Source organism: Polaromonas sp. P5_D5 (assembly GCF_054049435.1).
In genome coordinates, this window is the sequence record NZ_JBFUMJ010000002.1 from 1,279,007 (window position 1) to 1,302,805 (window position 23,799).

Below are 23,799 nucleotides of genomic sequence, written 5' to 3' on the forward strand. Positions count from 1 at the left end.
ATGAAACACCCCATCCCTTTGCTCGCCTTGGTCGCCTGCTTTGCCGCGCCCGCGTGGGCCGCTCCCAAGACGGTGGTCTTGTCAGTCTCTGGCATGACTTGTGCCGCCTGCCCGATCACGGTGAAGGTGGCTTTAACTAAAACCCCTGGCGTCTCCAAAGCTGACGTCAGTTACGAAAAACGGCAGGCCACCGTCCTCTTCGATGACGCAAAAACAAACACTGCGGCGCTCACCCGGGCTACCGCAGACGCCGGCTATCCCTCTCATCTTGTCGGGGCGACCCCATGAGACCGGTCACCCTGGACTCGGCTCTGACATGCCCGAGTTGCGGCCACAAAAAAACCGAACAGATGCCCGAAAATGCATGCCAGTGGTTTTACGAGTGCGAACAGTGCCACACCGTACTGAATCCGAAACCAGGGGATTGCTGTGTATTTTGTTCCTATGGAACGATGCCTTGTCCTTCCATGCAGGACAAGGATCTTGTGTCAGGCTGTTGCACCTGAGAACTTTTTTTTGCATTTGGGGTCACAGACTCATTAAACTCAGCCCATGACCCGAAACCGTCACCACCGCCTGATCACAGTGCTCTTCGCACTGGTCAGCTTGCTGTTCATGCAGCTGGCGGTGGCTGGCTATGTTTGCCCCGGTTCCGGATCAAAAATCGCTGAGGTGGCCGCGATGGCCGAGGCCGGCATGCCGTGTGCCGAATCCATGCCGCTCAGCATGGACGATCAGCAGCCCAACCTGTGCCATGCGCACTGCCAGGCGGGCCAGCAGTCTGCTGACAAGCATGAACTGCCGTCACCCGTGGCCCTTGGCGCCTTGCCTGGCGATTTCAGTTTGCAGGTCGCCGTCCCGGTCTTTTCTGAAGCGCCGTTGCAAGCGCCTCATCTGCAGCGCACCACCGCGCCCCCTGTAGCCATCCGGAACTGCTGCTTCCGCCTCTGACCTCCCAGACCGTCTAGCTCCTGTCTGATGCATTTCCTATGCATTGACAGGTCCGTATTCGTGCTCTGGAGGTTTTATGTTTATCCCCTTTCCGATTTATCGGACTATCGTTGCTGCCTTGATGGCGGCCACGGTCTCTGCGTCATGGGCTGCCGACCCGTTAACCCTGATCGAGGCGCAGCGCATTGCCGTCGGCCGATCCCAGCAACTGATCGCCCAAGGTGCTTTGGCCACCGCCGCCAGAGAACAGGCCGTGGCAGCCGGCCAACTCCCCGACCCGGTACTCAAATTCGGCATCGACAACCTGCCTGCCGACGGTGCGGACCGCGGCAGCCTGACGCGCGATTTCATGACCATGCGCCGCATCGGCGTCATGCAGGAAATCACCCGTTCCGAGAAGCGCCAGCTGCGCTCGGAACGCTTTGAGCGCGATGCGCAGCGGACGCAGGCGCAGCGCCAGCTGACATTGGCCAATTTGCAGCGCGACACCGCGCTGGCCTGGTTGGATCGCTATTACACCCAGGCTATGCGCGAACTGGTGCAGCAACAGATCGAAGAAGCCCGGCTGCAGGTGCAGGCCGCCGACATCGCTTTTCGCGCCGGCCGGGGCAGCCAGGCCGACGTGTTCGCCGCCCGCGGCGCCGTGATCCAGCTGGAAGACAGGCTCAGCCAGATCGACCGGCAGTCGCGCAACGCCAGCTTGATGCTGGCCCGCTGGGTGGGCACGTCGGATGCGGATCGACCGCTCTCCGGTTCGCCGCCCTGGCAAAGCACCCCGCTGCAGAGCCAGGTTTCAAGCGAACACCTCAAGCAGCACCCTGATCTGTTGGCCATGAGCGCAGAGGTCGATGCGGTTGAAACCGATGCCCGGCTGGCCCAAGCGAACAAACAAGCCGACTGGAGCGTCGAGGCCAGCTACGCCCAGCGCGGCCCGGCTTACTCCAACATGCTCTCCGTCGGCGTCTCTATCCCTCTGCAATGGGACCAGAAGAACCGTCAAAACCGCGAGCTGGCCGCCAAGCTGGCCCTGGTTGACGAAGCCAAGGCCCGGTACGAAGACATGCTGCGTAACCATGAAGCCGAGGTACGGGGCTGGCTCAATGACTGGCAAACGGGCAAGGACCGGGTCGCCCGGTACCGCAATGAGTTGATCCCGACAGCCCGTCAACGCACCGAGGCTGCACTCACCACCTATCGCACAGGCAAGAGCGACCTGGCTGGCGCCCTCGCTGCTCGCCGCGATGAGATCGACACCCGTATGCAGGCCCTGACGCTGGAAATGGAAACCGCGCGTTCCTGGGCTCAACTCAACTTCCTCGTCCCCGAACACAGCATGCCGGCGCAAACCAAGGAACAGCCATGAATAAAAAATACCTTATTGCCGCGCTGATCGCTGCCAGTGTTCTCAGCGCCGCAGGTTATGGCCTGTATGCCCTGGGAATGAAAAATGGCAGCAGTATGACGGCCGCCACCACACCAGGTGAAGCGCCACCGGCTCCAGCCGCCGCGTCCACAGCCGGCCCCCAAAGCATTGCCGAGGGCGAAGAAGCCACCCGCCGCCACATTAGCTCCGGCCTCAAGGCGGGCGATACCGATCCCGCCAGCGGCCGCAAGATTCTCTACTACCAGGATCCCATGGTGCCGGGCAACAAGTTCGATAAACCGGCCAAGTCACCATTCATGGACATGATGCTGGTGCCTGTCTATGCCGATAGCGATTCCGACCAGGGCAAGATCACCGTCAGTCCGCGGATTCAGCAGAACCTCGGAGTGCGTACCGCTGTTGTCACCGAAGGCACGCTGTCGCCTCAGGTCTCTGCGGTCGGCAACATTGCTTTCAACGAACGCGACCAGGCCACCGTGCAAGCCCGGGCGACCGGCTATGTCGAGCGTCTGCATGTGCGCGCCACGCTGGATGCGGTGGCCAAGGGACAGCCTTTGGTGGACCTGTATGTTCCGGACTGGGTGGCGGCCCAGGAGGAGTTCTTGTCCCTCAAACGCATGCAGGGCAATGACCTGGGATCGCTGGTCGATGGCGCCCGCCAGCGCATGCGCCAAGTGGGCATGAATGACGAGCAAATCCGCCTGGTGGAAGCCAGCGGGAAGACGCAACCCCGCACGACGATCACGGCGCCATTGGGTGGCGTGGTGGTGGAGCTGCTGGCACGCGAGGGCATGACGGTGTCGGCGGGGATGACCTTGTTCCGCATCAACGGGCTTTCCACAGTCTGGGCCAATGCCGAAGTGCCCGAGAGCCAGACGGCGCTGCTGCGCCCCGGCGCCAAGGTGCAAGCCCGCAGCCCGGCAGTGCCCGGCACGACCTTCGAAGGCAAGGTGCAAGCCATCCTGCCGGACGTCAACGCAGCGACGCGCACGCTCAAAGCCAGGCTGGAGCTGGCCAACCCGGGTTCGCGCCTGGTGCCCGGCATGTTTGTGACCATGCAGTTCATGGACATGCGGGCCGAGAAAGCCCTACTGATTCCCGCCGAAGCCGTGATCCAGACCGGCAAACGCACGGTCGTGATGCTGGCCGAGGAGAACGGCCGCTTCCGGCCTGTTGATGTTGAAGCCGGCATTGAAAGCGGCGGCCAGACGGAAATCAAGCGCGGCCTGCAGGCCGGGCAGCGTGTGGTGGTGTCCTCGCAGTTCCTGATTGACTCGGAAGCCAGCCTCAAGGGCGTGGAGGCGCGGCTCAACAGCGAGGCCGCCCCGTTGACCCGGCACCCCGGTGAGGCGCAGGTGATCGCCATCGACAAGGACAGCGCGGTGCTGGCCCATGGCCCACTTCCCACAGCCGGCATGGGTGCCATGACCATGGAGTTCAAGGCACCAGCCGGCGGCATGCCGCGCAATGTGACCAAGGGGGACAAGGTCCAGTTCGAGTTTGTGATGCCCAAGGACGGCGAGCCGACCTTGACCTCCATCACGCCTGTGGCACCTGTTTCGCCGCAGTTGCCTAAAACCCCATCGTCAGGAGTTCAGCGATGATGGCCCGCCTGATTCGCTGGTCCATAGTCAACCGTTTCCTGGTGCTGCTGGCCACGCTGATGATTGGGGCCTGGGGCGTGTACTCGGTGATGAGAACGCCGCTGGACGCCTTGCCCGACCTGTCGGACGTGCAGGTCATCATCCGGACGACTTACCCCGGTCAGGCGCCGCGCATTGTCGAGAACCAGGTTACCTACCCGCTGACCACAACCATGTTGTCGGTGCCGGGAGCCAAGACGGTACGCGGCTATTCCTTTTTTGGCGACTCCTATGTCTACGTGCTGTTTGAGGATGGCACGGATCTCTACTGGGCACGCTCCCGGGTATTGGAGTACCTGAACCAGGTCCAGTCGCGCCTGCCGGCGGCAGCCAAGGCCTCACTGGGGCCAGACGCTACGGGCGTCGGCTGGATCTACCAGTACGCCCTGATTGACCGCAGCGGCACCCAGGACGCCGGACAGCTGCGAGCTCTGCAAGACTGGTTTCTCAAGTACGAACTCAAAACCGTGCCGAATGTGGCCGAGGTTGCATCGGTCGGTGGCATGGTGCGCCAATACCAGATCGTCCTGGACCCGGACAAGCTGGCCGCCTACGCGATTCCGCATACCAAGGTGGTCGAAGCCATCCAGAAGGCCAACCAGGAAGCTGGCGGCTCGGTGCTGGAGCTTGGGGAAGCGGAATACATGGTGCGGGCATCGGGTTATCTGCAGAGCCTGGAGGATTTCCGTTCGGTTCCGCTCACGACTTCGGCGGCCGGTATTCCGGTGCGCCTGGGCGATGTGGCCCGTATCCAGATCGGCCCGGAGATGCGCCGCGGCATTGGTGAGCTGGATGGTGAAGGCGAAGCCGTCGGCGGAGTGATCATCATGCGCTCCGGCAAGAACGCGCTGGAGACCATTGCCGCCGTCAAGGCCAAGCTGCAGACCTTGCAAGCCAGTCTGCCCAAGGGCGTTGAAATCGTGCCGACTTACGACCGCTCGGGCCTGATCGAACGCGCCGTGGACAACCTCACGCACAAGCTGCTGGAAGAATTCCTGGTGGTGGCCGTGGTGTGTTTCATCTTCCTGTTTCACCTGCGTTCGGCCTTCGTGGCCATCATCTCGCTGCCGCTGGGCATCCTAGCCGCCTTCATCGTGATGCACTACCAGGGCGTCAATGCCGACATCATGTCACTCGGTGGCATCGCTATTGCCATCGGCGCGATGGTGGACGCCGCCGTGGTGATGATAGAGAACGCCCACAAACATCTGGAGCATTGGGGACATGACCACCCGGGCGAGACGCTGGAGGGCGAAGCGCGCTGGCGCGTCATTGGTGACGCAGCGGCCGAAGTCGGGCCAGCGCTGTTTTTCTCGCTGCTGATCATCACCCTGTCGTTCATCCCGGTGTTCACGCTGGAAGCCCAGGAAGGACGCTTGTTCTCGCCATTGGCCTTCACCAAGACCTATGCCATGGCCGCTGCGGCCGGACTGTCGGTGACCCTGATTCCGGTGCTGATGGGTTACCTGATACGCGGCCGGATTCCCCACGAGAAGTCCAATCCCTTGAACCGCCTGCTGATTGCCATCTACCGCCCGATGCTGGAGGTGGTGCTGCGCGCGCCCAAACTCACCTTGCTGGCCGCGGGTGCCGTCCTGGTCATCAGCCTCTGGCCGCTGCAGCATATCGGCGGCGAGTTCATGCCAAGGCTGGACGAAGGCGACCTGCTTTACATGCCGTCTGCATTGCCGGGCTTGTCTGCCGGTAAAGCCGGCGAGCTGCTGCAGCAGACCGACCGGTTGATCAAGACCGTGCCCGAGGTCGCCAGTGTGTACGGCAAGGCCGGCCGCGCCGAGACGGCGACGGACCCCGCGCCCATGGAGATGTTTGAAACCACCATCCAGTTCAAGCCACGCGAGCAGTGGCGCGCCGGCATGACCCAGGACAAGCTGGTGGAGGAACTGGACCGCATCGTCAAGGTGCCTGGCCTGTCCAATATCTGGGTGCCGCCGATCCGCAACCGCATCGACATGCTGGCCACCGGCATCAAGAGCCCGGTGGGGGTCAAGGTGGCCGGCGCCGACCTGCTCACAATAGACCGGCTGACCGGGGAGATCGAACGAGCGCTCAAAGACGTTCCCGGTGTCAGCAGCGCCTTGGCCGAACGCTTGACCGGCGGACGGTATATAGACGTCAATATCAAGCGCGACGCGGCATCCCGCTTTGGCCTGAACATTGCCGATGTGCAGTCGGTCATCAGCTCAGCCGTGGGCGGCGAGAACATCGGTGAAACCGTCGAAGGCCTGCAGCGCTTTCCGATCAACATGCGTTATCCGCGTGAAATCCGGGATTCGATGGAGAAGTTGCGCAGCCTGCCCTTTGTGACGGAGCGTGGTCAGCGCCTGGTGCTTTCGGACGTGGCCGACATCCGCATCACCGACGGCCCGCCCATGCTGCGCAGCGAAAACGCACGCCTCTCAGGCTGGGTCTACGTGGACATCCGCGGTCGTGACTTGCGCTCGGCCGTCCAGGACATGCAGAAAGCCGTTGCGGACAAGGTCATGCTGCCACCGGGCTACTCGGTCTCCTGGTCGGGCCAGTTTGAATTCCTGGAGCGCGCCACAGCCAAGCTCAAGGTGGTGGTGCCGTTCACGCTGCTGATCATCTTTGTGCTGCTGTACCTGACCTTCAAACGCTTTGACGAGGCCTTGCTGATCATGGCGACCTTGCCGTTCGCGCTGGTGGGGGGCATCTGGCTGCTGTACCTGCTGAGCTACAACCTGTCGGTAGCGGGTGCAGTGGGCTTCATTGCCCTGGCCGGGGTCTCTGCGGAGTTCGGCGTGATCATGCTGCTGTACCTCAAATCCGCTTGGGATGATCGGCTCGACCAGGGTAAAACCACCGCGGCCGACCTGCTGGATGCGATCCGGGAAGGTGCTGTGCTGCGCGTGCGACCCAAGGCAATGACAGTAGCGGTCATTCTGGCCGGGCTGTTCCCCATCATGTGGGGAACAGGTACGGGCTCCGAGGTTATGCAGCGCATTGCCGCGCCCATGGTCGGCGGCATGATCACCGCCCCCTTGCTGTCCATGTTTGTGATTCCAGCGGTGTATCTGCTCATGCGCAGGCCTCGCGAACGCCAGGCCGCAGGAAAGCCGTTCTGGGCACGACGTCATCCCGCCGCTTGATTTATTTTTGTTAGTTTTATCAACCACTCTCAAAGGAGTTTTTCATGAAGAAGATCGTAATTGCCTCTCTCATTGTGGCCGCAGCGTCCACCAGTTTCGCCCAGTCAAAGATGGGCGATATGAAGGGCATGGACATGGCCAAGAAGCCCGCCGCCGGCGCTCAAGCCACGCATGAAGCGAACGGCACGATCAAAAAGATCGATACCAAGGCAGGCAGTGTCGTGATCGCTCACGGTCCCGTCAGCAGCCTCAACTGGCCGCCGATGACTATGAGTTTTAAGGTCAAGGACAAGGACTTGCTTTCCAAGCTGGCTGTCGAAAGGAAAGTCGTCTTCGGCTTTACCAAAGAAGGTGATGATTATGTGGTGACGATGGTGAAATAATTCCAGGGAGAAGCACACTACCAGCTAGGGTGGCGACTTGCTTCGGTTCATTTCGGCTTGCTCTCTCCTATCGATCCAATTGGATAAATTGGTAGCGCTCTGCAATCGTTTTTCCACCGCCCAATCGACGTGCGCTAGGAAGTACTGGTTGATGCTGGGATACTCTTTAAGGTAAATCCAAGAAAAAACTGAAGCGAGGTCTAAGGACGCAACTTCACGCTGAGCGTTATGGATGACGGCGCCGCGCAGGCTCACTAGATGGAGCCTTGATATCGATGCGCCTCGGTCCAGTTCCCCCGCCTTTTCAAAGAACACGCGGGCATGTTCCTTGGCATTCTCAAATGCCTTGGCTGCACGTACGCTGCAGCCTTGAAAGACTAATGCTTCACCTCGACTGGTTCCATTGGGTACCGGGGTTAGTCCAAGTAGCCCGGTGAGTGTGCCAGTGAGGGGGCCGCTCGAAAAAACTGTCCAATGGTCCCTTCCAGACGGGAATTCCCAAGCCACGATGTGCTCGCCGCGCTGGTGCGCGACAAAGTCCTTGAGGCGCAACTTATCTATCTGTTTATAGAAAATCCCTCCGTAGTAGAGCATCTGAATCAACCCAAGCACCTGCAGGTCCTTGTATGACTCCGAATCGCCTTGCAGATACGGATGCAGTGCAGCCCAAACTGGCGTGGTGATTTTGTCCAGTTTTAAAGGCTGATTTGCCGTGGCCATAGCAGAGCGTTCGTTCTTTAGCAGTGCAGTTAACGCATGCAAAGGGTGACCCGCCAACAACAAGCCATGAGCATTTGCCCACCGAAAATACAAACGGATTAACGTCAATGTTGTACCGACTCCGCTCGCATTCATGGCAACCCTAAACGGTTTCCAATCGGCTCTCGCGCGGTTCCCTATGGTGACGGTCATCCATCTGGGTTTTGGTTCTGGCGCCATTAAAAACTGTATGAAAAGCGCCACCTCTTCTCCGCTCAATTCGGCAAGAGCGTGCCCCCGCTCAACTACACACCACAACAGTATTTTTTCTATCGCCAGTCGGCACTGTCGCCGCATACTGCTCCCGCTGTAACCATCCAGCCAGGCCTTAAGCGCTTGGATATCGTTGGCGAATGTCGACGGCTCCCTAGCGTCCCAAGGTATGGCCCAGGCGGTGGAACCATCGAGTGTGGAGGGCATATGTAATTCTTCTAGGGGTCGAATCAGCTTTGCGCGTCCCTCTGGCGTTGACAATTCCGTGGACATCAACATCTTCATTACGGCTCCATGATCAGGAATACGGGAAAAACGGCCGGCACACGCAACTCAGAGCAGCCAATTTAGGCCCTTCGTTTGCCCCCACCAGAAAGCGTGCATTGTTGACCGTGCGTTTAACCGGCTCGATGAGCGAAGTCTGTACTTCGAGCCGGTGGTGAGCGACTGAGAACAGCTGGTGATAAGGGGGCGGCACAGCGTCAAATTCGAAATGATCAATGCTCGTGCTGCCTTGTACCAATAACCTCCACCGGCTTTCGACCCAGGCGCATACTGCCCGAAAGCTTGCATGGAACGAGAACCACACGAGCGCGGGCCACTCGCTATCGGTCAAAMTGCCGTCCCAGACACCCCCTGCGTAATCCCTTTCCCAGTCCCCTGGGCCAGATGACCGCAGCAGGCATGCCCGATTGAATCGAGTTTCAAATCGAGACCTCCAAAGCATCCAGGCCTGCGCCCAAACACACAGTCTCGCGTCCGGCAGGCTGCTAAGGTTCAACCAACCGAACGTGGCGCCACCGGATGGGCTGCGCAAACATTTCTGATGAGGTTTGAGATACTTTCGGAAGATATGCCGACGTATGGCTTTGTAAGCTTTGACGCGCTCAAACGCGGCTTGGTCACTGGTTCGCTTCGGAAGCTTTGGAGTTTCATCACCGCGCGCATCCTCGATCTTGTGAAACTGATAGCGTTCCGCGCCGTCGAACACTTCAAATCCAAGATCGGGGGCACCTAAGGCTTGGCAAACACATTCGAACATGATCTTGCGTTGCTGAGATGCGGGGTCAATTTCCAGCTCGTTCAATAGCCAACGCTCCCCTTCTGACCAACGCAACGGATGTGCGGCCGTCATTCGCAACCACTCTCTGAGTTTCTCAAGGCGTTGGAGACCAAGATGGCTTGCAGATGGGCCTCGCGATCCCGATCCAGCCAAGCTGCTGATGTCGAAATCACCGGCTAGATAGAGGCCGCACTCGACGCACCGGTACGGCGAGAAGAACGTTTCTGTGGTCGCGGCATAGCGCGGCGTCATTGCACCGCAAGATCTGCAGTTGGAAAGCAGTGTGTCGCCGTGAACGGGGCACCGGCCTAGACTCGCAATCTGAAACTCGGCATAGTGAATTCCTACGCTCAGACAAGCGGGGCAATAGCGCACGCAGCGGTCCAGAGAGAGTGAAGCGATCTGGATGCCCTCTGGCGCCAGGCTCTGCCTGCAAACAGCACGAATATATTGCAGGTTGGGGTGGGCTTCGTACTTGGTCGTCCAGCCAGTGTCCAAAAAGCTTCTGCGATGGATAGCCAGACTGGAGCCATGGCTCATGGGCGAGTTAAAAACCCTCCGAAGCAATTCGCCAGCTTGAAGAGTATTGACCATCGCCAACTTCAAAAGTGCCCCATAAAGAGACTCACCAGGGCTACCCCATTCGTCTTGCCAGATGTGCCTGGGGGACTCTAAGGAATCAAGCATCGGGATCATCCAGGTCGATGGGCTTATCCAGCACACCCAGACTTTGCTGGTAGCCCGAGCATTCGGCGGCGTTGCGCCACAGGTTTTCGGGAAGGATCAGCCTTGGGTCGTCTACAAGCATGACCTGCTGAAGCACATGGACGAGCGCGATACGGACCCAAGCCATCGCCACTTGCATGGGTTGAGCGGTCAAATCCTGCCCTACGTTTACTGCGCAGCGTTGGAATTCCGCCCACAGCTGGATTGCGTAGCAATGCAAACGCCAGCCAGCGGCGAATGCCCGAGGTGCAAAGAACTGCGTACAAGCGCAGCCACTTCCCAAGGGATACTCGGACAGCACCTCATCGTCCAATGCGAGCATGACCTCGGCCAGCTGTTCCGCGTTCTTGATGCCCTCGAAGGTGTGAACCTGAACCATGAAGCGGCCCAAGATGTCCATTCGACCGACCTGGAAGAAAGTTTGCCGCAGACCTAAAAGGTCCGGTTGGCCAAAAAGCACCACGCAAAGCGAAATTCTCTTCTCGGCCAATGTGTTCGCAACATCGATCAACCACGAGTACTCGGCTTCCGAGAGCTTCTGAGCTTCATCAACAATCAGAACAATTCGTTTGGAGCGACGCGTCAGAACCCATGACCACCACCCCTTCCAAAGACGATTAAACCGATCAGTAGCGTCTCGTCCAGGTGGCACGCCCATCTCCGAGGACTCAAGGAGCTCACGGTAAAACCGAGCTTCGTCGGATTTGGCGTGTCGGCGGGCAATGTGCACTACGACTGGTGTTCCGTTCAAAGTCTCTTGAATTTTCTCCTTAATCAGCCGGATAGCCGTGGTTTTTCCGTACCGAGGTACCGCAACCCACGCGATGCCAGGGGTGCCTGCCATGATCGAGCTGACGATCTGAGTGAGCGCTGCGATGACGGGCGGTGTCGGCAACGCGTATCCGCCAGTTGCCAACATCAAAGGGTGGTCAGCGATGTAGATATTCCGCTGTTGCACATCGAGCGGATCGAACCCGGCGAACAGCGCCCCCTGCACAGGCACAGCGCCAAAACCGGATTCCAAGTCGTTGGTACTGTTCATCGCGGCTTGCCTCGAAAGTTGGTGTGAGGCAAAAAGCTCGGCCACTCAGGGGTCTTAACGGGGAGGGAAACCCGACCTCCGGACGGTTTCGGTGCAGGCACTAGAAGAGGCTGCACAGGATTACGCGGTGGCATGGGCATCGGGACGCCTGCTTTTGGGGGTGAACCAATCGCAGTGGCGTAATGAGCTGCTTTGGTTGTTTCTTTGGAAATCGTGGGGCGCCCCTTGTTCTGATCGCGTTTTTTCTGACCTTTATCAAACATGTGGCGGTTAAATGCGGTGATCTCGTCTTCTCCCGTAAGGACCTCGAGCTTGCCGCTATTAATCAGCCGTCCGATCTCCTTTCTCATCTCCAGGGTATGCGGCTTGATACCCCATACTCCTTTCGCTGTCAGCACGCCAAGTGATCCACCGTTCTTGAAGAATGCCTTTGCAGTTCGCGGATCCTGCGTATTGATGTGCAGAGTGACTTCGTGGCCAATCAATGACGCAGTGGAAGCCAACATAGGACTGGTGTAGCGCGCGTAGGACGTTTCGGCGTACTGGCGGATGGCATGCACACCTTGAGAGCCACGGATCGGGACTTTGACTACCAGTGTGGTCATATCGGGCACATGAGACGGGAGCGCTGGCAGGCGGCGCGGCAAGAAGCCAAAGGCATCCATACTCACGTAGTGGCGCAACACGTCCAGTGCAGACCTCCCACCGAGCGCGCTTGTGGGCTTCGCATTAAAGTTGGCGATGACAACATCGACGAGGTCCAGAATCTCCTCAAGTTCTATTTCATGCCGGATCGCGGCGCCAACTGGATCGCTTTTCCTGATATCCCGCGGATGACTGCCGGTGGTCGAGATGATCCGCTGGAAACCACGTTTCTCCAGAATGCCGAACACTCTCTCTACAACCTGACGTCGAACCCAATGGCCCACCGGCCCCCAGTTAATAGACATACCGGTCCTCTGACGGATACGGTCGACAAAGGCGCGGGACCAATGCGCCATGGAGTTGTCGATTTGCATTTCAGCGGCACATGCGCCTTCAAGTTCCGGAATCACTCCCGATGGCAATCCTGCACCTGGCATATATTTGACGTAGTCAATAACCAACTGTCGCGGCTGCCACCGCCCTAACACATTAGCCATGGTCAAGACCATTTCCTCCGCAGACGCCTCACTGCGTAAGGCGATGTGGTAGCCCACCACGCACTGGACGTGCACGTCAACAACCAATATGAGGATCAGACGGCTTATAGGTATGAGTTGAGGACCTTTGGGCGTCTGAATAAGCACTACGCCGAGGAAATCAAACTTGTGCTCATCGAGTTGGAACATGTCATATGGTTTGTCGGCTGTCAGGAGACTCACGAATCCGGTACCCGGCGCAGTCCTGGATGCGCCCACCTCCCCACCCAGCAACTTCGCGCCGATTGCAAAGTTTGACTTTCTGATCTGATGCGCGAAGCGGCGCGCCGCCGCGCTGCCCATGCTCTTCGTGTTGAACGGATATTGACCAGGCAATCTCCCAGCTTCGATGCACAGGTCCTTAAACTTTTGAAAGATGCCTTGGAAAGCGATTCCGGATTCAATAACCCGATCCCGCTTCTTTGAGCTTTTCAAGATGAAATCTACGAGGCCCWCTGCAATTGACGGGTAGTCCAGCAACAGCTTGGTGAAGCATCCACTCAGCCCGGCTTTTCCTGTCCACGTGGTTTCATCGGCCACGCGCTTGTAGTCTTCGACTCGCAAGTCTTTTATCAAGCCGCGCCAACCTAGAATCCGTCCGTCATCTGCTGGGGCCAGGCAGCGGCTCAGCTTATCCACGAGCACAGATGAGCCTACCCCGTGCCATTTTTTGATGTGAACGACGTGCTCTCCATTCAAATAGGCTTCAAGAGCCGCTCTTAATTTTTTAAACCTGGAGATGTTGCTTTCGCTCCAGTCGTCTGTTGAGACCTCCGGCCAACTGGCATGATCCGAATGTTCATCGGAAATCGTTTTTCGCGTGATCCGCAGGCGCTTCACGGCGCCTCCAACATGGTGCGAGGCCCTAGTGATAACTTGTCGAGGTCGGAAAGARCGCGGCCTTGTTGAGTCAGTTTTAACAGTGCTGCGACAACTCGGCTGTGCTCTTCAGCCGTGTATTCAGCCACAATCGCTGACAGCGCGATAGCTTTGCGTGCCGAGACAAGAGCGCACACCTCGTCTTCGTATTGTTGGATGTTGAGATGACGCACAGCCGCACAAAACGCGGTCGCACGTCGCCAATTGCAAATGAACTGCCAGTGCTTTTTTATCAGTTCGGGCGTGACTCGCAGGTATTGATACTGGAAGTCCTGAGTGATCCGCTCCTGGATAGCTCGCTGGTTCTGGGCAGGCATTGAGCCTTCCTGCTCTTCATCTTCCTTGACTTCGCGCCACTGGATTTCACCATCCTGATAGACAGCGATCGCAGCGGGATAGTTCGCCTTACTACTGTCATCCTCGTCAGCAATGTACAAATCTGAGTCGACTGAAAAGGACAGGATTTTTGGATCACCTTCCATCCAGTGGAAATTCAGGTATTCCATGTCCCCGATCAGCACAAAATCTTTCTGATTTTTGGTGCTGTAAACGGTCCAGATGTTATGGTTTTTGTGGCCGCGCTTCACGGCTGCGGCGATGGCTTTGAGGCGTAGCGCTCGGAAGTTGCCCTTGGGAATTTTTTTCTCAGCCATTGCTCTTCTCCCCGGCCCGCAACGGCCCAAGCTCAAGCGAATCTAGCGCTCGCGCGATAGGGAAATTGACGGCGGAGACAGGTGGGATAGGAGTGACCCGGAGCTGGCTGGCAGGATTGATAATGCGGGAAGACCACTTGCCGCAAGACTTGAGAAATGATGGCATGGACGACTCCAGCACGAGGCGCGGACTGAGCGCGCTGCGTGTAAAAGTAAAAAAGCTACCCTCCCCGCTTGACAGCAAACGGATAGGTCGTTCATACTGGAGTCGTCAGATTGCAAATCACGTACCCCGGCTGTAAAGGCCATCGGCCTCCTGGTCGAAAACGAAGCAGTCATGTGTTGACGCACATGGCTGTTTTTTTTTGCCACGCAAATACACTGTCTATGAGGCGGATAGGACCTAACTGGTATCCATGTCACCCTCCTTTTGCTTGTCAGCCTCCGTTGCGCGCATGGTGGCTAGCCAAATGGCCACGTCCTTCGCCAGGGCGAATTTTCCTTTGCGATGTTCGATGGAGAACACTTTGATCGGAAGTTGACGTCGGTACGCCGCTCTTCGGAACGCAGTTGCGGTCGGAAAGGCAAGTACGCGAGCCAAATCGGCCTGCCCCAGCATGAAGCCATATTTCTGGACAAGAGTTGCCTCAAGCGTGCTGGCAAGCTCGCTGATCTCTTTGCTCATCTGCTGATCACTCAAAGGCCGGTTGGTCACGCTAAAAGTGTGCACACTTCCGTGTGATTTGGGAACCCAGTCAAAAAGAGGCACTAAAGCGCGGTGTATGTACTGTGAGATCCACCGTGGCGATGATGGAGCGGTTGTCAAAACAGGTTCTGGCTAGCAAACGCAGGGGCTGTTTAAGGGGCGAATTTGGGTAAAAACAACGCTGGTGCACGTCGAATGGTTTCCGAGATATACGCGGCACCATTCTCGAGGAAAGTTTGAAATAAGTGCTTGCGCACAGGGGAGTTTTTCACTCCAATAAACTGATGTCCATCAGCGGTTTGATCAAATCACCAGCAGGCGAGTCCTCTCTGAAACTCAGGGAGATCAGCCTTTTTTTCGGCCAACTTACGCCGTCATTTCTCCACCAATTTCGTCCTGCGAGTCATGGGATAACACCGTTGCGTCAGTTTCTGCGCGAGCGAAAGAATATGTCATGACTGCGCCAACTCGCGCCTCGTCGCCAACCATCGACAGCGAGAACCGTGGCCGCTTTGCGCATCTATACGGAGTGCTGACGGCCCAGGAAATGGCAGACCATCTCAAGTGTTCGCCGGAGGCTGTTTATGAACGCGCGGTCGTCGGCGAATTCATTTTTCTTTCGTCGCCAGCCCGGGTCGATGACCGGCGGTATCCCGCGTTTCAGCTCAATGACCGGCTGGACAAGTCACTGCTGAAGCAAAGCATCCAGAAATACCTTGAAGCCGACGTCAACTCGACCCTGCTCTGGAGCTTCCTGCGGAGCCCGCAGAAGATATATGCCGGTCTGACTCCCATCGAGATGCTGCTGGGCGGTACGCCACCTGAATACGACACGCTGTCGCCCGAGGAGAGGTCGGACATATTCCTTGATGTGGTGGACGAAGAGATTTCTCGGGTGCGATGGTAGCTCCTGTTATGAGCGACCTGATGCTCTCGCCGACATCGATGGTGTGCTGCACCGCGGCATCACGAGCTCAGGTGCCTATACCGCCCAGTGTCAATCTTTGAGGAAACGCTTCGTGCATCCGAAAATTGAAGGCGTCATTTCCAGCGACCGGCTGGCTCATGAGTCTGGGATGGCCGTAGACAAATCATTCGGAGCTGGGAATCAATTCGGATATTTTGGTGACCGACGGTCGGCGAAAGGAAGGAGCTAAGTTTGAACTACCCCGACTTGATCGATAACCGAAATTACTTCAAAACCTTTGATCTGATCCGGACGTTTAGCGACTTTGAGTGTCCCCAGGATCTCTACACGCTAGACAATCCGAGAACCCGTAGAAAGCATGTAAGAACCTGCCAAACCGTGTACTGGTATGAGTACTTGAAAGCCCGGCACGGGCTGTCGTCGGCTCGGTCAATGCAAAAGAAATTCGAGCCTACCTCTTTTAAAACCGGTGAAGGCATCAAACCCTACGACAGCAACATTTGGCTGAAATATCGCGACGGTAAACACAAGCCCACACAAACCAAGCTCTTTAAGGTTGAGATTATTTCGCCTGGGTCCTCGGCGGCAGTGAGAGATCTACTATGGACTTTGCTGCTCAGAGACGGCTTTACACATAACAAATCGCAGCGATTGCTCAAGCGGTTGCCAGCATCGGTTCAAACAATCATTTTTGCCAAAGACCCGCATGGTCGTCTTAAACGGGTGCCAATGCCGTCGATTCTTAGTCAGCTTTCGCATCGAAATGACTTGTCAATATTGTCCGTCTACACAATCCTCGCACGAGAAGCCATAGAAGCTGAAGATTGGCCGTGCGCGGACATTTGGGCCGCTCATTTATTCAATGTATTCCTTGCGCTTTGCCCGGATTTTCATCGTATAGGAATAGCCAAGCCGCTTTTTCAAATTTTTGAAAATTTGATATTTAGCCGCACAGAGCTAGGAACCTGGCGCTCACGAGATTTCAGAGATGCTGATATGGAATTCAGGGATGCTTACCTCTGAGCGGACTTAAGCATAAACAGGATAGGTGACGTCTATTCGAATTCATTGATCTTGATCTTCTACCCCGGAGCTTCTCTGAGTAACAGCTGGGTATCACATCTTGACCGAGTGGCCGCTTCCTGACGCATAGGCTAGACTTCTGCAGTGGGCCATCAGCCGACCTTCGCAACTCCCAGCCGATTACTCGCCCACTGCAATCCCAATGCCTTTCTCGCTGCTATCAGGTGGTTCGTTAGTGCATCACGAACAGCACGATGCGATTGTTCCCTGGTGGAGCTTTACGAAGACGGTGCTATCGGCAGCAGCGCTGACACTGGTGCGAGACGGATTGGTTCGGCTTGATGCTGCGGTCCTTGACGCTCCGTTTACGCTGCGTCAGTTGCTGAAACATGAAGCCGGGTTGGCAGACTATGGTGAGCTTGCCGAATACCACGCCGCCGTTGCGCGCGGCGAAACGCCTTGGGCGGCGGACGAAATGTTGGAACGCCTCGATGCCACGAGGCTGCGATATACGCCCGGAGTTAGTTGGCGATATTCCAACGTCGGCTACATGTACGTGGCGAGACTCCTCGAACGCCTGACCGGTCTCACCCTCGATGAAGCCCTGATGCAGCAAGCGTTTTCGCCGCTCGGCTTGTCGGGAATTCGTGTCGCAAGAACGCGAGCTGACTTGGCCGGCGTGTGCCTAGGGGCGGTATCCGACTACGACCCTGGATGGGTCTATCACGGCCTGCTTGTCGGTCCAGTTTCAAGCGCCGCCGTCTTTCTGGACCGCCTCCTGGCCGGGCGCCTTCTTCCTGACTCACTGCTGCGGGAGATGCGAACGGCACGTACCCTTGGGGGGCCGATTCCCGGGCGTCCATGGATTTCTCCTGGGTATGCCCTCGGCCTGATGCAAGGCGAGGTGGCCATGGACGTGACACTGTGCGGCCACACCGGCGTTGGGCCGGGCAGTGTTTTGGCCGTCTACAACTGCGACTACGGGGGTACAAGGGCAACCTGCGCCGTTTTCCGTAGTGGCTCCTATGAAGGTATCGCTGAAGAAGAAGTCGTTAATCGCCTGTTGGCGACTCTCAAACCTGAGACCGGCGCGCAGAGAACCAGCTAGAAACGCCTCCCAGTTCTAGCTACCGTAGATACAAATTACGCGGCCTTCTTGGATGGAGCATCTCCTTGCGAATAAGTAGTGATTTACGTCACAACAGAGAAAACACTTAACTTTATGCAACCAATTCTTGCGTAATTTGCACTTCAAAAGAGGGCTAGATCTATATGAATCAACAAGTTACAGTGGGGGAGTCAGTCTGAATTTACGAAATCGCTGTAAAGCACGCTTTTTTGCCGCACCCCTCTTCGACCTGCCTCTCGAGCTATTGTTCGCCCATGGCTTTTGTTTCCACTCGCGGCAGGCTCACCATAGCCAGGAGAGATTCGATGTCCGCGGGTTTCACCACATGATGATCAAAACCCGCTTGTTGGGAGCGCAACCGGCTTTCGGCTTCGCCGTAGCCGGTCAAGGCAATCAGCAGCGTTGTTTTCGATTCCGGGCGACTGCGCAGCTGGCGGGCAACCTCAAAGCCGTCCAGGCCGGGCAAACCGATGTCGAGGATGACTACGTCCGGCACGAATTCCCGGGCGATATGGAGCGCTGACGCACCATCATTCGCGATCCTCACATTAAAACCTTCCAGTTCCAGCAGCACTTGCAGCGTTTCTGCGGAAGCCGATAAATCGTCGACTACAAGGACTTTTCGGGGAACGGCAGCCACCGGTTTGGCGGCCGCCGGCGCAGCCACCACGGGAAGACCGGCATCGTTGCCTGAAATCCTCGCCGGAAAATAAAGGGATATCCGGCTTCCCATGCCTTTGCCTTCGCTATAAGCCTCTACTTTGCCGTTGTGCAACTCGACCAAATGCTTGACCAGTGTCAAACCGATACCCAGGCCCCCTTGCGCGCGGTCCAGGGCCTGGTCGCCCTGGGCAAAGAGGTCGAATACATGCGGCAGGAATTCGGGCTCAATGCCCTGGCCGTTGTCTGATACGAACAGGGTGACGCCCTCCTCCTGCAGCGAAGCGTTCAGCTCGATCTTTCCATGCTGATCCGTGAACTTGGAGGCATTGTTCAGCAGGTTGGAAAGTACTTGCGACAAGCGCACCAAATCGCCCTGGAGCACCACGGCTTCAGCTGGAAGACGGACAGTCAATTCCTGATTCCTGGCTGCCAGCAGCGGGCTGCTGGCCTCCACTGCATGCTCGCACAATGTCGAGAGCAGGACCGGCTCCATATGAACCGTCACCTTGCCCCTGACGATCCGCGAGACGTCCAGAAGATCATCGATCATTCGTGACATGTGATCGACCTGCCGGGCAATGACATCACGCGCCCATGCAACTTTCGGGTTGACCACATGGGAACTGTGGATGATGTGCACTGCGTTCCTGATCGGAGCCAGCGGATTCCTGAGCTCGTGCGCCAGCATGGCAAGGAACTCGTTCTTGCGGCGATCCGCTTCCTGAACCAGCGTATAGAGTCTGGCGTTTTCCATGGCAATAGAGGCACGGCCCACCACCTCGCTGAGCAGGGCAGCATCCGCCTGCGCAAAACCGCCGACCTTGCCGAACAGGATGAGTGCGCCCAACATCTGCTCACGCGCGACCAGCGGGCAAATCGCCATCTCCTCATGGTCCGCCGGCAGCTCCGGCCAGGCAGGCTGTGGGGCTACCGCGGAGGCCGTGGACGCCGCGCACAGCTCCGTTGCGGGCAGAAACGCTATTTTCCGCGAGAGCATGGCGCTGCGGACCGTCGCCGCCATGGAGGCGCTCAACTCGCGATGGCATTCGAGTACGACAGGGCCCGCAGAGGGATCCGGGCCGCCCGCAATCTTGAGGCAGCGGCAGTGCAGGTCGCCATGGCTGTCCAGCAGGGCGACTGCAGCCATGGCGCCCAGGCCCGGTACGGCGATATCCGCCAGCGCTTGGGCAGTGGCATCGATATTGAGGGACATGGACAGGCGTTGGCTGGCGTCCGACAGGAAGGCGGCGCGCCGCGTGGCATCCTCTGCCGCGGTGCGTGCCGCCTCGGACCGCGCCAGCGCCTCGCGCTCGACGGCCTGCTGCTGAAGCTGCCGGTTCATGCGGTGAAGGTCGACGAAAACCTTGACCTTGGAACGCAACACGCCAGGCACGACGGGCGACGAGATGTAGTCCACCGCGCCCAGCGCGTAACCCTTGGCGGCCTGTTCCTCGTCCACATAGGCCGTGATGAAAACAATGGGCGTTTGCGCCGTCTTCTTGTACTGCCGGATCATGCTGGCGGTCTCCAGCCCATCGATGTCGGGCATGTTGACGTCCAGCAGGATGACCGCAAACTCCATCTGCAGGATGAGGCGCAGAGCCTCCCGGCCCGAGCGGGCGCTGACGATGTTTTGCCCCAGTTCTTCCAGGATGCTGTTCATGACAACGTGCTTTTCCGGCAGGTCGTCGACGATCAGGATATTGACCAGGTCCGGATTCAGCATGTTTGCCGGCTCCTGCGGCATGAGGACGGCGCTCACCGGGGCAACCAGGCACGCAGCACGGCCAGCAGGTTTTCCGTATTGACGGGCTTGGAGAGATAGTCCCAGGCGCCGGCCTCTATGCATTTCTCGCGGTCCCCCTTCATGGCTTTGGCCGTGACCGCGATCATGGGCAAGGTCTTGCCGGCCGGCAGCTTGCGAATCTCCTGCATGGTGACCAGCCCGTCCATCACCGGCATCATGATGTCCATCAGTACCACGCTGAGCTGCGGATCGGAGGCAACTTTGGCGATGGCATCGTGGCCGTTGTCAGCCCAGACGATGTCCATGCCCTGCCCCTCCAGCACAGTGGCCAGAGCGAAGATATTGCGCATGTCATCGTCGACGATCAGCACCCTTTTCCCCGCGAGTGACTTGTTGGCATCGTGGAAGTTTCTCAAGGTGCTGCGCTGCCTGTCCGTCATGCGCGCCTCGCTTACATGCAGGGCATGCAGGGCCAGGTCTATCACCCGGGGGACGGACCTGGCTTCGCGGAAAAAGTAGCCGTCGTGTGACTGCCAGGCGGGCTGAAGCTGTGCATCGATCATGCCTTCACGCCAGACCACCACCTGCAGCGGCCCAAGCACCAAGGCTGCGGGCGAGGCATTTCGCAAGCGGTCGAACCCGTTCGCCAGTGACGCCTCATCAATCACGGCGCATTCGAAGCGGGCGAAGTCCTCGGGTTTGACGTCCGCCAGTGACGGCACCGCAAGGCACTGAACATGGCTGCCGCCCAGCAGGCTGGTGACCTCGGCACGCAACGCTTCGTCCTTCAGGGCAACAACCACGTGCCGCACCGGGCGCGACACATAACGGTGCAGCTGATCCAGCATTTCGTCGAGAACTTCCCTGGCGGGGATCGGTTTCTCAATGAATGCCATGGCGCCGGATCGATAGGCGCGCTCCTTGGAATCGTCGGTGGAGATCACGCAAACCGGAATGTGCCTGACGCTGAAGTCCTGCTTGATGCGCTCGAGCACGCGCCAGCCCTCCATGTCGGGAAGATGCATGTCCAGCGTGATGGCCGAAGGCTTGAACTCGGCGGCAAGCGTGAGGGCGCGGGCCCCCAGCGACGTCACCAGGCCCTTGAACCCCTTGGCCCTTGCGGCATCAAGCAAAAAGCTGGCAAAGGCCAGGTCGTTCTCCACAATCAGGAGCACAAAGTCGCCCGGCTGGATGGTGTGCCGGTCATCCGCAGCCTCATTGGCCGCAGAGTGCGTGTCCAGAGACAGAACGGAATCATCGAAGGCGACTTCCATCTTCTCGAAACCCAGGCGGCTGATCGGCGCGGCCGGCTCGAAGCGCTGCTCGGCGCTGCTGCCCTGCTTGCGCGCGGCGCGCGTGGAAGCGTAGACCAGCGGCAGGTAGAGCACAAAGCTGCTGCCTTCTCCCGGCGCGCTGGACAGGCGTATTTCGCCGCCCAGCAGGCGCGAGAGTTCGCGACTGATGGCCAAACCCAGACCGGTGCCGCCGTACTTGCGGCTGGTACTGCCGTCAGCCTGCTGGAAGGCTTCAAAGATGATCTGCTGCTTGTCGGCGGAAATACCGATACCTGTGTCAGTAACGGAAAACGCCAGCACCTGCTGCGCGCGGTTGAGTTCCTCATTGTCCGGACTCCAGCCGGTAAAGGCTTCTTCTATCGCCAGGGCCACATGACCCTGGTGCGTGAATTTGAAGGCGTTCGACAACAGGTTTTTGAGAATTTGCTGCAGGCGCTTGACGTCGGTCACCATGGAAACCGGCAACTGCAGCCCGGTAGTGATCAGGAAATCCACATTCTTGGCTTCGGCCACATGGCGGAAAGTGCGCTCGACGTACATCTGCAGATCGGACAGCCGCAGCTCGTTCACGTCCACCACCACCGTGCCCGACTCGATCTTGGACAAATCCAGGATGTCGTTGATCAGCATCAACAGGTCGTTGCCGGAGGAATGAATGGTCTTGGAAAACTCCACCTGCTTGTTGGTCAGGTTGCCTTCCGAGTTCTTGCACAGCTGATCGGACAGGATCAGCAGGCTGTTCAGCGGTGTGCGCAGCTCATGCGACATATTGGCCAGAAACTCCGACTTGTACTTGGACGTGAGCGAAAGCTGCTTGGCCTTTTCTTCCAGTGCCTGCCGGGCTTGTTCGACCTCCTGGTTCTTGCGCTCCACCTCGTCGTTCTGCTGGACCAGCAGATGGGCCTTTTCCTGCAGTTCCTCGTTGGTCTGCTGCAGTTCTTCCTGCCGGCTTTGCAGCTCCTGCGCCAGGGACTGCGACTGGGTCAACAAGTCCTCTGTACGCATATTCGCTTCAATCGTGTTGATCACGATGCCGATACTCTCCGTGAGTTGGTCCAGGAAAGCCTGGTGGGTTGGGTTGAATCGCTCGACCGAGGCGAGTTCCACCACACCGCGGACCTGGCCTTCGAAGATGATGGGCAGCACCAGGATGTCCATAGGCGCCACTTCGGTGAGGCCGGACGATATCTTGAGGCCCTGCGGTAGCGAGGACGTCAACAGGATCTTTTGTTTGTCGAAAGCGCACTGGCCTATCAGGCCCTGGCCCAAGTCGATTTCCTTGCCGTAAGCGCCCTGCCCTTCGGAGGCGTAGCTGGCCATGAGACGCAGGCGCGGCCTCTCGTGCGTGTAGCTCAGCACATAAAACTCCGCCTGCTGCGCGCCAACCACCGGTGCCAGCTCCGAGAGAATCAGATGCCCCACGGCCACCAGGTCTTTCTGGCCCTGCAGCATCCGGCTGAATTTGGCGAGATTGGTTTTGAGCCAGTCCTGCTCTGTGTTGACCTGGGTCGTGTCCTTGAGGTTGCGGATCATTTCATTGATCGTGTCTTTCAGCGCCGCCACCTCACCGAGTGCCTCGACAGTGATGGACCGCGTCAGGTCACCTTGCGTTACGGCAGTGGCCACCTCGGCAATGGCGCGTACCTGGGTCGTCAGGTTGGCAGCCAGCTGGTTCACGTTCTCCGTCAGGCCTTTCCAGGTGCCGGCGGCTCCGGGCACCTTGGCCTGGCCACCCAGCTTGCCTTCCACGCCGACCTCGCGCGCCACTGTGGTTACCTGATCGGCGAAGGTGGCCAGGGTGTCAGTCATGCCGTTGATGGTATCGGCCAGCGCGGCGATCTCGCCCTTGGCTTCCACGGTCAGCTTGCGCTCCAGGTCGCCGTTGGCCACGGCCGTCACCACGCGCGCAATGCCTCGCACCTGGCTGGTCAGATTGCCAGCCATGAAGTTCACGTTGTCAGTCAAATCCTTCCAGGTACCGGCCACGCCCTGCACGTCGGCCTGCCCGCCCAGTTTGCCTTCGGTGCCCACTTCTCGTGCTACCCGCGTCACTTCAGAGGCAAATGACCGAAGCTGATCCACCATGGTGTTGATGGTGGCCTTGAGTTCGAGGATTTCGCCCTTCACGTCCACCGTGATCTTCTTGGAGAGGTCACCGGCGGCCACGGCCTTGGTCACGTCGGCAATGTTTCGCACCTGTGATGTCAGGTTACCGGCCATGAAGTTCACGTTGTCGGTCAGATCCTTCCAGGTACCGGCCACTCCCTGCACGTCGGCCTGCCCGCCCAGCTTGCCCTCAGTAC

At 58.3% G+C, this 23,799-nt stretch carries 18 protein-coding genes; 10 read left to right on the forward strand and 8 right to left on the reverse strand.

Features of this window, described 5'->3' with window-relative positions; translation table 11 throughout:
- From merP to ACXJKE_RS12780, 7 genes are all read left to right on the forward strand, one after another.
- Positions 1–288, forward strand: coding sequence for a mercury resistance system periplasmic binding protein MerP (gene merP, locus ACXJKE_RS12750; RefSeq protein WP_457280934.1), 288 nt, complete (start codon positions 1–3; stop codon positions 286–288).
- A complete protein-coding gene (locus tag ACXJKE_RS12755; protein ID WP_457280935.1) occupies positions 285–506 on the forward strand; it encodes a GDCCVxC domain-containing (seleno)protein in 222 nt (73 codons plus the stop codon). The genes merP and ACXJKE_RS12755 overlap by 4 nt, the downstream gene beginning before the upstream one ends.
- A 46-nt stretch (positions 507–552) precedes the next feature.
- A complete protein-coding gene (locus ACXJKE_RS12760) occupies positions 553–951 on the forward strand; it encodes a hypothetical protein (RefSeq protein ID WP_457280936.1) in 399 nt (132 codons plus the stop codon).
- Positions 952–1,027: 76 nt separating this feature from the next.
- Positions 1,028–2,314: a TolC family protein gene (locus tag ACXJKE_RS12765; RefSeq protein ID WP_457280937.1), complete on the forward strand. Its 1,287-nt coding sequence runs from the start codon at positions 1,028–1,030 to the stop codon at positions 2,312–2,314.
- The gene (locus ACXJKE_RS12770; protein WP_457280938.1) at positions 2,311–3,939 is read left to right on the forward strand and encodes an efflux RND transporter periplasmic adaptor subunit; all 1,629 of its coding nucleotides are present in this window, start codon (positions 2,311–2,313) and stop codon (positions 3,937–3,939) included. Before ACXJKE_RS12765 ends, ACXJKE_RS12770 begins: the two co-directional genes overlap by 4 nt.
- Positions 3,936–7,106: an efflux RND transporter permease subunit gene (locus ACXJKE_RS12775; protein ID WP_457280939.1), complete on the forward strand. Its 3,171-nt coding sequence runs from the start codon at positions 3,936–3,938 to the stop codon at positions 7,104–7,106. The genes ACXJKE_RS12770 and ACXJKE_RS12775 overlap by 4 nt, the downstream gene beginning before the upstream one ends.
- 44 nt (positions 7,107–7,150) lie before the next feature.
- The gene (locus ACXJKE_RS12780; protein WP_457280940.1) at positions 7,151–7,489 is read left to right on the forward strand and encodes a copper-binding protein; all 339 of its coding nucleotides are present in this window, start codon (positions 7,151–7,153) and stop codon (positions 7,487–7,489) included.
- 24 nt (positions 7,490–7,513) lie between these two features.
- Here ACXJKE_RS12780 and ACXJKE_RS12785 read toward each other — a convergent pair whose 3' ends face one another.
- From ACXJKE_RS12785 to ACXJKE_RS12810, 6 genes are all read right to left on the reverse strand, one after another.
- Positions 7,514–8,668, reverse strand: coding sequence for a hypothetical protein (locus tag ACXJKE_RS12785; RefSeq protein WP_457280941.1), 1,155 nt, complete (start codon positions 8,666–8,668; stop codon positions 7,514–7,516).
- Between the two features lie 91 nt (positions 8,669–8,759).
- Positions 8,760–10,064, reverse strand: coding sequence for a hypothetical protein (locus ACXJKE_RS12790; protein ID WP_457280942.1), 1,305 nt, complete (start codon positions 10,062–10,064; stop codon positions 8,760–8,762).
- A 139-nt stretch (positions 10,065–10,203) separates the two neighbouring features.
- Positions 10,204–11,292, reverse strand: a complete 1,089-nt coding sequence (locus ACXJKE_RS12795) for an ATP-binding protein (protein ID WP_457280943.1) — start codon at positions 11,290–11,292, stop codon at positions 10,204–10,206.
- Positions 11,289–13,313 carry a hypothetical protein gene (locus tag ACXJKE_RS12800; RefSeq protein WP_457280944.1) on the reverse strand — a complete coding sequence of 675 codons (2,025 nt, stop codon included), beginning with the start codon at positions 13,311–13,313 and terminating at the stop codon, positions 11,289–11,291. The genes ACXJKE_RS12795 and ACXJKE_RS12800 overlap by 4 nt, the downstream gene beginning before the upstream one ends.
- Positions 13,310–14,005, reverse strand: a complete 696-nt coding sequence (locus ACXJKE_RS12805) for a hypothetical protein (RefSeq protein WP_457280945.1) — start codon at positions 14,003–14,005, stop codon at positions 13,310–13,312. Before ACXJKE_RS12805 ends, ACXJKE_RS12800 begins: the two co-directional genes overlap by 4 nt.
- Before the next feature lie 403 nt (positions 14,006–14,408).
- Positions 14,409–14,690: a hypothetical protein gene (locus tag ACXJKE_RS12810; protein WP_457280946.1), complete on the reverse strand. Its 282-nt coding sequence runs from the start codon at positions 14,688–14,690 to the stop codon at positions 14,409–14,411.
- A 475-nt stretch (positions 14,691–15,165) separates the two neighbouring features.
- On the opposite strand from ACXJKE_RS12810, the gene ACXJKE_RS12815 reads away from it, so the two are divergent.
- From ACXJKE_RS12815 to ACXJKE_RS12825, 3 genes are all read left to right on the forward strand, one after another.
- Positions 15,166–15,618 (forward strand): hypothetical protein, encoded by a 453-nt coding sequence (locus ACXJKE_RS12815; RefSeq protein ID WP_457280947.1) that lies wholly within the window; start codon positions 15,166–15,168, stop codon positions 15,616–15,618.
- 252 nt (positions 15,619–15,870) lie between these two features.
- Positions 15,871–16,662 carry a hypothetical protein gene (locus ACXJKE_RS12820; RefSeq protein WP_457280948.1) on the forward strand — a complete coding sequence of 264 codons (792 nt, stop codon included), beginning with the start codon at positions 15,871–15,873 and terminating at the stop codon, positions 16,660–16,662.
- A 202-nt stretch (positions 16,663–16,864) separates the two neighbouring features.
- Complete coding sequence (locus ACXJKE_RS12825) at positions 16,865–17,770, forward strand: serine hydrolase domain-containing protein (protein ID WP_457280949.1); 906 nt, start codon at positions 16,865–16,867, stop codon at positions 17,768–17,770.
- 262 nt (positions 17,771–18,032) lie between these two features.
- Here the strand turns inward: ACXJKE_RS12825 and ACXJKE_RS12830 are convergent, their stop codons facing one another.
- A complete protein-coding gene (locus ACXJKE_RS12830; RefSeq protein ID WP_457280950.1) occupies positions 18,033–20,180 on the reverse strand; it encodes a response regulator in 2,148 nt (715 codons plus the stop codon).
- Between the two features lie 32 nt (positions 20,181–20,212).
- Positions 20,213–23,799, reverse strand: a 3,587-nt coding sequence (locus ACXJKE_RS12835) for a response regulator (RefSeq protein WP_457280951.1), incomplete at its 5' end; no start/stop codon positions are given.